This window comes from Cupriavidus sp. JZ107 (assembly GCF_053903255.1).
This window is the reverse complement of record NZ_CP096480.1, coordinates 514,570-527,747: the sequence shown is the minus strand read 5'-3', so window position 1 is coordinate 527,747 and position 13,178 is coordinate 514,570. Positions and strand designations below refer to the sequence as shown.

Here is a 13,178-nt window from a genome sequence, read left to right as displayed (position 1 = left end):
CCTTACAGTACCTGTACAAACATACAGTTGCGGGAGTGCCCATGGAAGACCTGATCCGGATTCAGAACGAATACGACCGTCTTGTCCTTCGGTGGCTGCGCCAACAGGTCGGTGACGACGCGGTGCGGCTCGCTGCCAGGCGCCTGAACGGCGAATCGAAGCCCTATGTCTCCGAAGTCTGCCGTGCGCTTGACATCCGTCCGCCGGCACGCAGCGCCTTCCGCATGGAAGCGGCCCGGACCAATCGGGCTGTCGGCGAGCGGTATCTGGCGCGTATCCGGCAGATCCTGTCCGGTTCATCGGCGGATGGCCACCGCGCCGCGGACACGGTCTCCCGCCAGCGGCAGGCGCCCGCGCAACCGGCCCTGCCCTTCGGACAGGGTTTCGCCTTCGGCGGCGGACTGACCGTGCGCGAGCCGACGGCGGGCGCACGATGAATGTGATGACAGTGATTGAAGATGCAGCAAGGCTCAGACTCAGACGTCCCCCTGAACCCGGAAAAGACGAGGTTGCGTTTGCACTTCGGTGCGGCGCTGCGGGCGGCGCGCACTGCCAGAGGCTTGTCGCAGGGCGAGTTCGGCACCGTGTCGAGCCGCACCTATGTCAGCAGCCTGGAGCGCGGGCAGAAGAGTCCGACGCTGGACAAGGTGGCGCAGATCGCCGGCGTCCTCAAGTTGCATCCTCTGACGCTGCACGCGTACACCTTTCTGCGCGATCCCACGCCGGAGGAGCGCGTGATGCTGTTGCGGACGATTCGGGCCGAGTTGCGTCAGTTGCTCGAGCATGAGGCGGCGAAGCGGAACCGCTAGGGGATCGCCAAGGCTGCGAAGTTCTGCGCAATTTCGCTGCGCGGCGACGCAGACCGCAGCCCACTTCGTCAGGCCGGTTCCGCCTCGTTGTCGGCAATCTGGAACTTGCGCATCTTCTCCCACAGCACCTTGCGGCTGATGCCAAGGCTGGCGGCGGTGTCCTGGCGACGCCAGCCATTGGCATCGAGGGCGGCGATGATGCGGCGGCGTTCTTCGACCTCGGTACGCCAGTCGACGCCGCGATCGTTGCCCTCGAACGCGCCCGGGCGCAGCGTGCGGAACAACGGGCGGATGCGATCCTGGTCCCAAAGGCCGTCGTGCTGGACGACGATCGCGACGCGCTCGGCCAGATTGCGCAGCTCGCGTACGTTGCCAGCGAAGTAAGCGGTACCGACCGCGCCCTTGAGCCAATCCGGCATCGGCGGCAGCGCGTCGTAGCCTGACCGGCCGAGTATCTGCCGCAGGAAGGCCTCGAGCAGTCCAACCTTGTCGGCGGCGCCGCGCTCCTCCAGGCTGGGAATCCGCAGTTCGATCACGGCCAGCCGGAAATACAGGTCCGCGCGGAACTTGCCCTGCCCGACCGCCTCGCGCAGGTCCTTGTTGGTGGCGGCCACCAGGCGGAAATTGAGCTTGACCGGCAGCGTCGAGCCGAGCCGCGTGACGACGTTCTCCTCGAGCACGCGCAGCAGCTTGACCTGCTGGAACAACGGCAGATCGGCGATTTCATCGAGGAACAGCGTGCCGCCGTTGGCCTGTTCGAAGTAGCCGCGGTGCGCGTACATCGCACCGGTGAACGCGCCCTTGGCGTGGCCGAAGAACTGCGATTCGAACAGTCCATCGGGAATCGCGCCGCAGTTGACGGCGACGAACGGTCCCTTGCCATAGAGGCTGTGCCGCTCGTGGAACAGCCGCGCGATCCGTTCCTTGCCGGCACCGGTCTCGCCATACAGCATCACGTTGCTGTCGAAGTCCGCATAGGTATCGACGTGCGACATCAACTGCTGCATCGCCGGCGAGCCGGCCACCAGTTCGGCGATGTCCGGCTGCACCTCGCTCGCCGCCAGCAGTTGCGGCAGCAGCTTGCCGAGCTGGGCGCGCAGGTCGGCGCCGGTGAAATCGTCGGACAGGATGTGCGCGTATTCCGGCGGGAAGCGGCCGGGGTCATTGTCCCTCGTCGGCGCGGCTACCCAGATCACAGGCATGCCGTGCACCGCCTCCCAATCGAGCGCGGTGAACTTGGCCGCGCCGATCACCGACACGCTGATGATCGCGACCGACAGTTTCAGGCGCGGCTCGGTCGGCAGGCCTTCGAGCCCGCCGGCGCGGATCACTTCGGCGCCCAGCGGCGCGAGAAAGCGGGCTACGCGGTCGGCAAATTCGTATTTGCCTTCCCATACGTAGACTTCGAGATTTTCGTAGGCCCAGCGGTCTGTTTTCATGGCGATGCTGCAATGGCCGCACGGCGGCTGGTCGTATTCATGTCGCGGTTCTCGCGGGTCAATAGACGAGTCTGGTGTTGTCGCAATCGACGTCGTGAACCCAGAGGTCTGCGTTGCTTAACTGGATGCCAAGGGCGGCGAGCAGGCCGTCTAGGGTGGGGCCGAGCACGCCGAAGATCACGGAACTCAGGGCGCTGACGATGCCGCCGAGTTTGAGTTCGGTCGTCAGCGGAATGCCGAGCAGGCTGACCGTCACTTTGAGGTCGAGGTTTCGCGCCAGATCCTCGACCAGCGCGGCAAGCTGGCCACGAGAGCTGACCTCCTGATGATCGCCGGGCGCGAGCACCGAGGTAATACTGTTTCCCGGCACCGTTTGCTGCCTCGGGCTGGCCATGACGGCAACGTGTGCCACCCCCAGAGGAACGTTGGCCAGTTCCACGTCAGAATTGGCGCATTGGCCCAGGTCGTTCTTGCGCGCAAGGCAGATGCTGGACACCGTCGTCACGGTGTTGAGCGTTGCCCGTCGATCCGCGGGTGCTGCGGCACATCGCAGTCCGGTCAGCGCGGATTGCGCAGTTGCAAGTTGCACGCGCAGTGGCAGAACCAATGTCGGTGTGAGTGCCGACAGCACGCGACTATCGACCAGGTTCGCTCCAAGTTGCAACTGAATACCGAGGTCCATCTGCGACGTCCTCGCAGTCGTCTCCCACCCCATCGGATCCGTCGTGGAGGGCCGCACCGGCCCTACCGCCATGCGCGGCGGCTCGACGATCCGCAGCGCCAGTTGCGAGCCTGGCAGCAGAGGCACCGCGCCAGCCAGATCCACCGCTGCGCCCCTGTTCGCCACCTGCGCCGCGAGCATCAACAGCTCAGCCACATTCAGCCCAACGTCCGCCGCCGACGACATCGCCGGAGCCAGTACGCCGAGGTCGAGTACGCGTCCGACATTGAGCCCCGCCGCCAGCGCCCTGGCATCGATGATCGCCGGCATCCCGCCCAGCATTGCGTTGAGCAGCGACTCCTTGTTTGCCGCGCCGAGCACCAGGGCATAGAACTCGGACAGCGACAGGCCGGCGTTCAGCAATTCGTCGACCGTGCCGACACCGGCCTTCAATCGCAGCTGGTCGAGCGTGACCGTCGTATTGACCAGCCCCTGCCAATCCGATGCCGACAGGGTGATGGTATTGCCGAGCAACAGCGCCAGCGCGCTTCTCGACGATTCGAAGTTCAGCAGACCGCTGCCGACCGAGAACGCCGCCACAGGCGGACTGGCATTGCCGATCGCCTCGGCGCGCAAGCGCCGCCCTTCACCGCCTGGTATCCCGAACAGGATCGGCACGGTCTGGGAGACGACGACCCGCACGGCGTTCGGCGACATGCGGGCCGGATCGTAGCTGCCGCGGAAATGGCGGCCGCCAGCGGCCGCTGCCGCATCGTTCGGGTCCCAGACGCCGGCACATACCGCCATGCCGCCTTCGCCGCCGGGGCTGGCGCCGCAGTCTTCGCGCGCCGCACCGCTGAAGCCGTTCTGGGTCCCGGACGCCTGCGCTGCCGCCAGCGCCCGTTCGGTCATCACCGCGTTGCTATCGGCGCGCCGCAATTGCTGGGCAGCGGCCAGCGCCGCCATGTCGGCAACGGACTGCAACTGCCGCTGCCGATAGAAGACATGTCCGACGTCGATGGACACCAGCGCGGCCATGCCGATGGTGGCGAGCAACACCACCATCAGGATGCTGACCGCACCGCGCGCTTGCGCGCGTGTCCGGTGTGTCCGCCTACGCCGAGCCATCGTCACTACTTCGAGGGCGTCAATCCAGGCAGGCTGACATTGCCGCCGCCGCTCGACTGCCCGACGAAGCGCTCGGGAATCGGATGCTCGAAGCTCTTCAGATAACGGGCATGCGCGAGCGCGGCCTGCTCGCCGGGCATCTGCAGCGTGGCGCCGGCCTGGCTGCCGTCGCGCTGGATCGCCAGCAGGCTGCGCGTGTCGGTGCCGATCGCGCCGTTCGCGGGCTTCCGGGCCTGTGTGGGTGTACTCGCATTCGTGTTGGCCGGGGCCGTGGTCTGCGCGCCAGCAACGGGCATCCAGCTCGCGGCGCACAAGGCGACCGCGGCCGTACTGGCGATGCGCAATAGCCGCGGCGGTCTACTGAAGTTCATGCCCTTCTCCTGTTGCTGTTCCGCCTGGAGGCGATCGGGGATCGTCCAGCGCTCGTCATGGCGCGCTGCTCGTGTTCGTTGCCGCGGCCTCGCCGGGCTGCGCGGAGGTCGTCAGCGCGACGCGCTGGGGCTTGGGCCGCGTGCCGTTGGTACGCGACGCCGCGCGCTCCTGCCGCGCTGCCTCGCGTGCAATGCGGTCCGCCTCCTGGGCGATCGCCTTGCGGGTCGATGCCGACATCGAGGCACGCTCCATCAACGCCGTCGCCTGCTCGCGCTGGCGGGTCGCCAGCATCCACACCGCGGCGTTGCTGACGATGCGAGGATTGGCGCCATCGAGCTGCAGGGCCTGCATCACCGGCACGCGGGCCTGCTGCAACTGACCCGCGCGCATCAGCGCATAGCCGAGATCGCTGGCCACCAGCGCATTGGTCGGATCGCGCGACAACGATGCCTCCAGCTGCGTCACCGCTTCACCGAAATCGCCGCTGCGGCCGGCCAGCAGGCCGAGGCCGTGATAGGCCCGGGCGGCGTAGCTGCTGCCGAGCAGGTTCCGGTAGGCGATGGCGGCGGCTTCGTCCTGTTCGGTTTCGCGCAGCGCATCGGCGCGCAGCATCGCCACGTCGGCGCTGTCGCCGAAGCGCTGCTGGTAGGCATCGAGATGCGCGAGCGAGGCGTAGTACAGCCCTTGCTGCTGCATCCGCTCGATCAGGCCGCGGTACACCGCGCGATCGTCGTACTGCTCCTGCGCCTGCTTGTCCTGCAGCTTGGACAGCGCGATCTGCGCGTCGGCCTGCTTGCTCATCAGCGCGGCCGGGTCGCTGGTGGCGCAGCCGGCCGCGAGCCAGCCGGCGCCGGCGATCGTTCCGGCTGTCATTGCCTGGCGCCACTTAATTCTTGCCGCCGCCCGCAGAAGGCTCCCCTCTCCCGCCTGCGGGAGAGGGGTCGGGGGGGAGGGGACGGCGGCCGCATCGCAACCGTCGGAAGCATGACGAGCGCCCTTGCCCTCTCCCCCTGCCCCTCTTCCGCCAGCGGGAGAGGGGAGAAAACATGCTGCCGAGCGGATTTCCCGAATAAAGCCCTTCATTGCACATCTCCCGCAAACTTCGCCAGCATCCGAATCACCCCGAGAAACCCCGGCCCCGCGGTCACGATCAGCAGTACCGGCAGCAGGCTGACCACCATCACGCCGGTCATCTTGACGGTCAGGCGGCCGACCTGTTCTTTCAGGCGCATCTTGCGGGCCTCCTGCAGCCGCAGGCCGAACAGCTTCAGCGGCTCCTGCACCGCGCCGCCGAAGCGATCCACCTGGTTCAGCAGCATGATCAGATTGCGCAGGTCCTCGCTCTCGAACAGCTTGCCGATCCGTTGCAGCGTCTGCTCGCGTGAACGGCCGGAGGCGAATTGATCGTTGGCGCGCTTCAGTTCGGGCCCCAGCACGGGCAGCATGCTGCCGAACTCGGTGACGATCAGTTGCAGGCTCTGGTCGATCGACATGCCAACGCCTTGCAGCAGCCGCAGCATGTCGACCAGCACCGGCAGTTCGTCGTCAAGCTGGCGCATCCGGCTGGCGGCGCGCCGGCGCAGCACCGACTTGAACGCGAGAAAGGACACCGCAAAGCCGCCGAACGCGGTAAACACCGCGCCCTGCAGCGATTCGGGCAACCGCCACAGCATCAGCACCACGGCGATCAGCAGCGGCACGCACAGACGCAGCCCGCCGAACATGGCGCGCGCCTTCGGGCCATACCAGCCACATTGCTCCAGCAAGCGGATCTCCTCGGGGCCGACGATGGCCTTGCCGAGCGGACTGGCGAGCCAGCGTTCGTCGAAGCGGCCACCGAGCTGGGCGCCAATACGCGCCCGCGCACCGTTCGGGCCGGTTCCGGCTGCAGCGCCGGGAACCGACGTGGCCCCGATCGCGCCGGGGGCGGTGGCCGGGACGTTCGCGGCGGCCGGCATGGCACCCTGACGCCCCGCAACTGGCGTCGCGCCAGCCGATGCGGGCGAGGCCGGCTCGCCAGAAGCGGCCGCCGCATCTCGGCCCGCCGTCGCCCCCTGCCGCGCCAGCGCGGCGTCCAGCGTGCGCGCCGCGCGCCAGCGCAGCCACCACTGCTGCAATAGCGGCAGCGCGAGCGCCGCCACGCCGAGCGCGGCGATCAGCAGGCTGAAGGCGATCAAGCTGTCACGATTCATCACGCCGCCCCTATACCGAACGCGCCAGCCGATACAGCAGCAGCGCGCCGACGATCTCCAGCCCGAACGCCGCCATCAGCAGCAGGCGGCCCGACGGATCGTTCCACATCATCAGCAGGTAGCCGGCGTTGAAGACGAACATCAAGCCGGCCACGACCACCGGCAGCAAACCCAGGATCCACGCCGACATCCGCGTTTCCGCCGACAGCGCCGACAGCTCGCGCTGCGCCTGCTCGCGGTCGCGCATATACGCGGCGGTACGCTCCATCACGATGTCGGCCCGGCCGCCGTAGCGCGTGGCGAGCCTGAGCACCGAAGCGAGCAGGATCAGTTCGTCGAAGCGATAGCTGCGCGCGACCTGCATCACCGCCTGGTCCAGCTCCTTGCCGGCGCGCTGCAGATGGACGGCCTGCACCAGGCATTGGCGCAGCGGCAGTTCGGTATTGCCGATCGCATGCTGGAACGCCGCCGGCACCGCGCTGCCGATCGTCATCAGCCGCACCACGCCGTCGAGAAATCCAGGCAGCTGCTCGCACAGGCGTTGATGAAAACGCGTGGTCCGGCGCCACAACAGGCATGCGCAGATCGCGAGGCAGACCACCGCCATCGCGGCAGCCGCCACCAGGCCGCCGCCAATCAGGGCCGCGGCGCACAGCAGCAGCGGCGGGCCGCCCCACAGCAGATAGGTCCGGCGCGTCGGCTCGAGGTCCGCCCGCCGAAGCAGATCGGCCCAGCGCCGCTTCAGGTCGCGCGCGCCGGTGACCGGCGGCAGCTCGGCGGCGGACGCATAGCGCGAACGCACCTGCTCGGTCTGCGCCTGTACGAAGGCACGCGCGGCCTCGCGCTCGGCGCGCGTGCCGGCCTGCGCGAGCAGCAGCAGGCCCGCGCCGAGCAGCAGCAAGGCAATCGCGGCGAGGGCCAGGCCGGCGCTAGACATCGAAGCGTCCCAACGGATCGTCCATGCCAAAACCGGCCTGGCGCATCCGCGCCAGCTTCGGCGAGTGCGGCAGGATGCCGAGCGACTGCCAGCGGTCGACCTCGACGCCATCGGGCCCAATATACGGGTCGTGCCGATACAACTCCTGCGTGGTGACGATGTTGTCGCCCATGCCGGTCACTTCGGTGATCGACAGGATGCGGCGCTTGCCATTCGACAGCCGCCCGATCTGCACGATGAAGTCGATCGCATTGGCGATCTGCCGGCGCAGGCTGACCTCGCTGCCCTGGAAGCCCGCGAAGCCGGCCAGCATCTCGAGCCGGTACAGGCATTCGCGCGGGCTGCTCGCGTGGATCGTGCCCATCGAGCCGTCGTGACCGGTGCTCATCGCCTGCAGCATCTCCAGCACCTCGCCGCCGCGCACTTCGCCGACGATGATCCGGTCCGGCCGCATGCGCAGGCTGTTGCGCAGCAGGTCGCGAATCGACACCACGCCGGTGCCCTCGAACCCGCCGGGCCGGCTTTCGAGGCGAACCACGTGCGGGTGGTTCAGCGCGAGTTCGGCTGTGTCCTCGATGGTGATCACGCGCTCGCTATCCGGCACGAAGATCGCCAGCGCATTGAGCAGCGAAGTCTTGCCCGAGCTGGTGCCGCCGCTGACCAGGATATTGCAGCGGGCCTTGACCGCGGCCTCGAGCAGATCGCCGATCTCCTGGTTCATGGTGCCGAGCCCAAGCAGCGCCTCCGGCGTCAGCGGATCCTTGCGGAACTTGCGGATCGACACCACCGGGCCCTGCAGCGCCAGCGGCGGGATCACGACGTTGATGCGGCCGCCGTCGGGCAGCCGGGCGTCGACCATCGGATTCGACTCGTCGAGCCGCCGGCCGATCGGCGCGAGTATCCGGCGCACGATGCGCAGCAGATGGCCGGCATCGGCAAAGCGCACCGGAATGCGTTCGAGCATGCCGTGGCGCGACACATAGACGTCGAGATGGCCATTGACCAGGATGTCCTCGACCGCGGGATCGTTCAGCAGATCCTCGATCGGACCGAAGCCCGCCAGCTCCTTGGTCAGCGCCTCGGCAATCTGATGCAGCTCGGCCTCGTTGATCGGAATCCGGCGCAGCCGCGTGAAGCTCTCCAGTTCGAGATCGACGAAGCGCTGGATGGCCGTGCGCGACCAGCGGCCGAACTCCGCGCCCAGTTCCTCGATGCGCGTCAGCAGGTGTTCGTGCGCCGCTTCCTTGATCGTGTGGAATTCCTGCGAGGTCGGAAACGGCGCGGCGGCGTTGTCCGAGAATTCGATGGGTTGCGTCATCTCGTCATCTCAATGGTCTGCCTTGTTCTTGCCCGCTGCATGGCCCGCGCGCAGCCGCTGCACCGCCTGCGCGATCGGCTCCAGCCATCCGGGGCCCGACGCGCGCGCTTCGCAGCGATAGCCGACGCGCTCCAGCATCGGCGCCAGCGCGCGGACATAGGGCGCGGTGGGCTGCCGGTCGGCCAGCACCGCGCCGCTGTTCATCGCGGCCAGCATCGTCTCGCGGCAGTCGGGCAGCGTGCCGGCCAGCGGCAGCTCGAGCCGCTGCGCGATCTGGTCGGCTTCGAGACCGAGGCGCGCCTGATAGCGCGACACCACCAGCCGCATCGACTCGCGGCCCGCGTCGCGGCGGCCCAGCTCTTCCAGCAGCTCCGCCGCCGACACGATCGCCGCGACGCTTTGCTCGGCCACGACCAGCACCTCGTCGGCGACCTTGACCAGCTGCGCCATGAAATCGAGATTGCTGAATCCGCCCAGGTCGATCACCTGCAGGTCGAAGTGGCTGCGCAGCGTCCCGAGCAGCGTCAGCGCCTCGGAGAACGAGATGTCGCGCAGCTCGGCCAGCGTCTGCGGCAGCGGCAGCACCGCGACGCCGCCGGCATGCCGGGTCAGCGCGGTCTGCACGAAGACCTGATCGAAGCGGCGCAGATTGCGCACCGCCTCGACGAAGTGGAAACCCGGCGCGACATTGGTGTACAGCGCGCCGTCGCGTGCCGGCAGGCCGAGGTCCAGCAGCAGCACCTCGCCGTTCTGCCGGCGTTTCGCCGCTGCCGCCAGATTGGTCGCCAGCGTGGTGGCGCCCACGCCGGGCCGCGCGCCGAGCACCGCCAGCACCTTGCCGCGGCGCGCCGGCTGCACGATCTCGCGCGTGGCGAGCAGCCGCTGCACCGTCGCGATCGCATTGGCCGCGGGCGAGCGCATGTCGACGAAGTCCTTCACGCCGGCACGCAGCGCCGCCAGCATCAGCTCGGGCTCCTGCGCCTCGCCAAGGGCGACCAGCGGCAGGTTCGGAAACAGCCGGGCCAATTGCTGGCCGAGCCGGGTCGATGCCTGGGCATGCTCGGCGCTGAAATGCAGGAACACGATGCCCGGATTGGCGGTGCCGATCCGCTCGACGATGCCGTCGCGCGCAGGGTCGACGCCATCGACCGCATGCACCTGGCCGAGCGGCGCCAGCGCCCGTTCGAGCCAGCGCCGCGGCGCCTCGCCGGTGGTGTTCAACAGGAAGGTGGCATTGCTGGCCACGGGGGCCGCATCGATGGGGGGCAGCGTCATGTCCATGCCTTCCTCTACCTCGAAAAGCCCGGCAACGCCGGATCGACCAGATCGCCGCCGAGGAACTTGCCCCAGACCGGTGGATTGGCGGAGGTGCGGCCGTCGGCCCCAACCCGCGCCGCCGCGCTCGACCCCTTGGCCAGCGGACGCACCAGATGCGGCGTGACGATGATCACCAGCTCGCGGTCTTCCTGGTGGAAGTTCAAGTTCTTGAAGAAGGCGCCGATCAGCGGCAGGTCGCCGAGCACCGGCACCTTGTCGACATTGCTGACCGTATTGCGGCTGACCAGGCCGCCGATCACGAAGCTCTCGCCATCGCCCAGTTCCACCGTGGTGTCGGCGCGGCGAGTGACGATCGCCGGGATCGTCGCGCCGTTCATCACGATGCCGCGCGAAGGATCGAGATCGCTGGCCTCGGGCGCCACCTTCAGCGCGATCCGCTCCGGCGACAGCACGGTCGGCGTGACGGTCAGGCCGATACCGAACTGCTTGTAGTGGATCGTGGTGGTGCCCAGCGCTTGCGGCACTGGGATCGGGATCTCGCCGCCGGCGAGGAAGCTCGCGCTCTGACCGGACAGCGCCACCAGGCTCGGCTCGGCCAGGATGCGGGCCATGCCATTGCCTTCGAGCAGGCTCAGGTTGGCGAAGATGCCATGGCTCATCGACGCCGCGACCAGGTTGAACGCGCTGCTGATCGGCGCGGTCGATTCCGTGGCGAGGCCCCCGCCGGTATTGCTGCCGCCGGGGCGCGGCGTGAACGTGGCCCGGGTCAGCGTGGACGGCGAGAAGCTGCCGAACGCGAAGCCCGAGCGGTTGCGATAGAAGTTGAAGCCGGCCTGCTTCAGCACGTTCTTGCTGATCTCGACCACGCGGACATCGACCTGCACGGTGCCGGTGACCGGCACGGTCGAGCGGTCGATTACCGGGCCGTTGCCCACGGTCGCGCGCGCCGCCTGTCGCGCGCCCGCTGCGGCGGCGGCATCGGGGGACTGGCCCCGGATGATGGCGCCCTGCCCCGCCACGTCGATCTGCGCGCCCTGGCCATCGGAGGCCATCGCGTCGACCTGCACCGTGTACCGGATCGGCGCCTCGCCGGACGGCCACACCATCAGATCGGTATTGCCGGGCTTGCGCGCGACCAGCAGCACGGCGGTGCTGGCGCCGCGCGATTTGAGCAGCAGCGCGTCGGCGACCTCGGGATTGCCGATGGCGATGCGTTCGAGCTGCCGGCCGATGCGGATTTCGCGCTGCGCGCCGACGGCGAGCGTGACGCGTTGCGAGGGCCGTTGCGCGGAAGGCTCTGCTTGATCGCGGGCCTGATAGCGGGCCTGATCGCGAACCGGATCGCGGGTTGGCGCGGGCTGCGCGCCCAGCGGCGCGGTGCCGAGCAGGCTCGCCGTCAACAGCAACGCGGTCAGCGTGCGCGGCCGGTGCAATGAATTCATCGGGAAAGACAAGGCAGGTATCGCTTGAAAGCAGGATCGACGCGCCCTCGGCAGCGGGAGATTCATCGTCGTGTCCCTATTCGATGGCGCGCTTGCCGGCGCGGATCACTTCGACGCCGGCGGACGACGGTGCGGCAGCGGGCCTGGCCTGCGCGATCTGCGGCTGCTCCGTGCGCGCCGCGGGCACGCGCGGCTTGTTCGCAGCGCCGGCCAGGCCGGCCAGCGCAACGCCGGCCGCGGCGCGGTCCGCCGGCTCCAGCGCATCCGCGCTCGCCAGTCCGCCTCCGCGCGTGGCGACGGCAGGCGCGGGCTCCGCGAACAGCGTCTCGCTCGGCATGCCGTCGTCGTGCGGATTGCGCAGCGCCAGCACCAGGCGGCCCGCCTGCTGCGCCATCGTCAGCTTGCTGACCTGCGCCAGCGGCACCGTCAGCACCGCGGTCTTGGCGCCTTCGCGCCGGTTCATCATCTGATCGGGCGTTGCGCCACGCGTGTCGTTGACCGCCTGCACGCCATAGGCCAGCACGCGCAGCCGGGACAGCAGCAGACGCGCCTGGCTGCCTTCGATCTCCTGGTTGTCGCGCCGAAGCACGAGGAAGACATCGACCAGATCGCCGGGACGCACGCGATGGCCCACGCCGATCACTTCGTCGACGGCGATCGCCACGGCACGCTCGCCTTCCGGCACCTGCGTGGCCAGGCCGCCGGCCAGCTGGCTCTCCAGCACCGGCACGTTGGCGCCCAGCGCCACCAGCGGAATCTGGCCGGCCACCGCTTCGACGGATTCATAGCCGCCGGCCGGATCGATTGGCAGCATCTCGACCTTCAACGCGTCGGCGCCCAACGGCTTGCCGGCCTCGACCGCCTTGGTGGTAATCACGACCGCGTGCAGCGCCGCTGGGGAAGACGAAGATGGCGCCGGCGGCTTGGCGGTCCTGCGCCCGACCTGCCAGGCCAGCAGCGCCAACAGCGCGGCCAGGGCCAGCAGCACGATGGCGACGATTCGGATTTGTTTGCTGGTCATGATGGAGTCCCGGTGCGCGGTGCCGCCGTGGCGATCGAAAAGTAGCGAAAGCGGAAGCAGAAGCGAGGCATGGCGCGCCTCAGATGTCCGGCGCCAGCTGCGCGACGGCCGTGCCCATCAGCGTGTCCGGCATCGGCACGAAGGGCACGCGCGGCAGGATATTGGTGGCCGGCAGGCGCAGCGTCACGTTGACGCAGACAGTGTCGGCCGGCGCGGCGCAATCGCTGGCCGACGCAATGTCGCCACGCGAGGCGAGCTTCGATTGGATGGTGGCGGGCAGCGTGGCCAGCGCGGTGTTGGCCGCCGCGGCCACGCGCAGGTCCTGCGTAGCCGCGAGACTGCCGTCGGGCGCGCCAGCGGGATAGCGCAAGGCCGCCCGTGCGCCTTCCGCTGCGGCGAGCGTCAGCATCTGCTCGAGCGCGAGGATCATGCCGTAATAGACGATCCCCAGCACCAGAGCGAGCAGCACCGGCAATACCACCGCAAATTCGAGCGCAGCAATCCCCCGCTCGCGGCCATGCCGGCGAACGATTCCCCTTCGCCCCTGTTTCATAGACAAACCCGGTTGCTTTTATCTGTGC

Annotated in this window: 13 protein-coding genes; 2 read left to right on the top strand and 11 right to left on the bottom strand. The window is 68.6% G+C overall.

Translation table 11 applies throughout. The features are described from left to right. The first annotated feature begins 41 nt into the window (after positions 1-41). Positions 42-437, top strand: a complete 396-nt coding sequence (locus tag M1D55_RS02185; RefSeq protein WP_456280969.1) for a hypothetical protein — start codon at positions 42-44, stop codon at positions 435-437. 21 nt (positions 438-458) lie between these two features. Further along, positions 459-809, top strand: coding sequence for a helix-turn-helix domain-containing protein (locus M1D55_RS02180; protein ID WP_456281355.1), 351 nt, complete (start codon positions 459-461; stop codon positions 807-809). 68 nt (positions 810-877) lie between these two features. On the opposite strand, the gene M1D55_RS02175 is transcribed toward M1D55_RS02180, so the two are convergent. The 11 genes from M1D55_RS02175 to M1D55_RS02125 form a co-directional block, all read right to left on the bottom strand. Continuing rightward, positions 878-2,248, bottom strand: coding sequence for a sigma 54-interacting transcriptional regulator (locus M1D55_RS02175; RefSeq protein WP_023264610.1), 1,371 nt, complete (start codon positions 2,246-2,248; stop codon positions 878-880). Positions 2,249-2,306: 58 nt separating this feature from the next. Continuing rightward, entirely contained in the window at positions 2,307-3,974 is a 1,668-nt protein-coding gene (locus tag M1D55_RS02170; protein ID WP_231906298.1) for a TadG family pilus assembly protein, read from the bottom strand. A gap of 68 nt (positions 3,975-4,042) precedes the next feature. Next, complete coding sequence (locus M1D55_RS02165; protein ID WP_456280968.1) at positions 4,043-4,408, bottom strand: DUF3613 domain-containing protein; 366 nt, start codon at positions 4,406-4,408, stop codon at positions 4,043-4,045. A 55-nt stretch (positions 4,409-4,463) separates the two neighbouring features. Further along, positions 4,464-5,282, bottom strand: coding sequence for a tetratricopeptide repeat protein (locus M1D55_RS02160; protein ID WP_064574114.1), 819 nt, complete (start codon positions 5,280-5,282; stop codon positions 4,464-4,466). 206 nt (positions 5,283-5,488) lie between these two features. After that, positions 5,489-6,601, bottom strand: a complete 1,113-nt coding sequence (locus tag M1D55_RS02155; protein ID WP_456280967.1) for a type II secretion system F family protein — start codon at positions 6,599-6,601, stop codon at positions 5,489-5,491. Positions 6,602-6,611: 10 nt separating this feature from the next. Beyond that, entirely contained in the window at positions 6,612-7,538 is a 927-nt protein-coding gene (locus M1D55_RS02150) for a type II secretion system F family protein (protein WP_064574116.1), read from the bottom strand. Further along, entirely contained in the window at positions 7,531-8,856 is a 1,326-nt protein-coding gene (locus M1D55_RS02145) for a CpaF family protein (RefSeq protein ID WP_006578961.1), read from the bottom strand. Before M1D55_RS02145 ends, M1D55_RS02150 begins: the two co-directional genes overlap by 8 nt. Before the next feature lie 9 nt (positions 8,857-8,865). Next, entirely contained in the window at positions 8,866-10,131 is a 1,266-nt protein-coding gene (locus tag M1D55_RS02140) for a pilus assembly protein (RefSeq protein ID WP_232206660.1), read from the bottom strand. A 14-nt stretch (positions 10,132-10,145) separates the two neighbouring features. Continuing rightward, on the bottom strand, positions 10,146-11,576 hold the full coding sequence (locus tag M1D55_RS02135; protein ID WP_456280966.1) for a type II and III secretion system protein family protein: 1,431 nt from the start codon (positions 11,574-11,576) through the stop codon (positions 10,146-10,148). 76 nt (positions 11,577-11,652) lie between these two features. Next, positions 11,653-12,597, bottom strand: coding sequence for a Flp pilus assembly protein CpaB (gene cpaB, locus M1D55_RS02130; RefSeq protein WP_456280965.1), 945 nt, complete (start codon positions 12,595-12,597; stop codon positions 11,653-11,655). Positions 12,598-12,676: 79 nt separating this feature from the next. After that, positions 12,677-13,150, bottom strand: a complete 474-nt coding sequence (locus M1D55_RS02125; RefSeq protein ID WP_023264564.1) for a TadE/TadG family type IV pilus assembly protein — start codon at positions 13,148-13,150, stop codon at positions 12,677-12,679. Positions 13,151-13,178 lie beyond the last annotated feature (28 nt).

Coding starts and splice junctions, on each gene's coding strand:
- M1D55_RS02135 (WP_456280966.1), bottom strand. CDS start 11,576: ATGAATTCATTGCACCGGCCGCGCACGCTGACCGCGTTGCTGTTGACG.
- M1D55_RS02180 (WP_456281355.1), top strand. CDS start 459: ATGCAGCAAGGCTCAGACTCAGACGTCCCCCTGAACCCGGAAAAGACG.
- M1D55_RS02155 (WP_456280967.1), bottom strand. CDS start 6,601: ATGAATCGTGACAGCTTGATCGCCTTCAGCCTGCTGATCGCCGCGCTC.
- cpaB (WP_456280965.1), bottom strand. CDS start 12,597: ATGACCAGCAAACAAATCCGAATCGTCGCCATCGTGCTGCTGGCCCTG.
- M1D55_RS02145 (WP_006578961.1), bottom strand. CDS start 8,856: ATGACGCAACCCATCGAATTCTCGGACAACGCCGCCGCGCCGTTTCCG.
- M1D55_RS02175 (WP_023264610.1), bottom strand. CDS start 2,248: ATGAAAACAGACCGCTGGGCCTACGAAAATCTCGAAGTCTACGTATGG.
- M1D55_RS02170 (WP_231906298.1), bottom strand. CDS start 3,974: ATGGTGGTGTTGCTCGCCACCATCGGCATGGCCGCGCTGGTGTCCATC.
- M1D55_RS02160 (WP_064574114.1), bottom strand. CDS start 5,282: ATGACAGCCGGAACGATCGCCGGCGCCGGCTGGCTCGCGGCCGGCTGC.
- M1D55_RS02140 (WP_232206660.1), bottom strand. CDS start 10,131: ATGACGCTGCCCCCCATCGATGCGGCCCCCGTGGCCAGCAATGCCACC.
- M1D55_RS02165 (WP_456280968.1), bottom strand. CDS start 4,408: ATGAACTTCAGTAGACCGCCGCGGCTATTGCGCATCGCCAGTACGGCC.
- M1D55_RS02150 (WP_064574116.1), bottom strand. CDS start 7,538: ATGTCTAGCGCCGGCCTGGCCCTCGCCGCGATTGCCTTGCTGCTGCTC.
- M1D55_RS02185 (WP_456280969.1), top strand. CDS start 42: ATGGAAGACCTGATCCGGATTCAGAACGAATACGACCGTCTTGTCCTT.
- M1D55_RS02125 (WP_023264564.1), bottom strand. CDS start 13,150: ATGAAACAGGGGCGAAGGGGAATCGTTCGCCGGCATGGCCGCGAGCGG.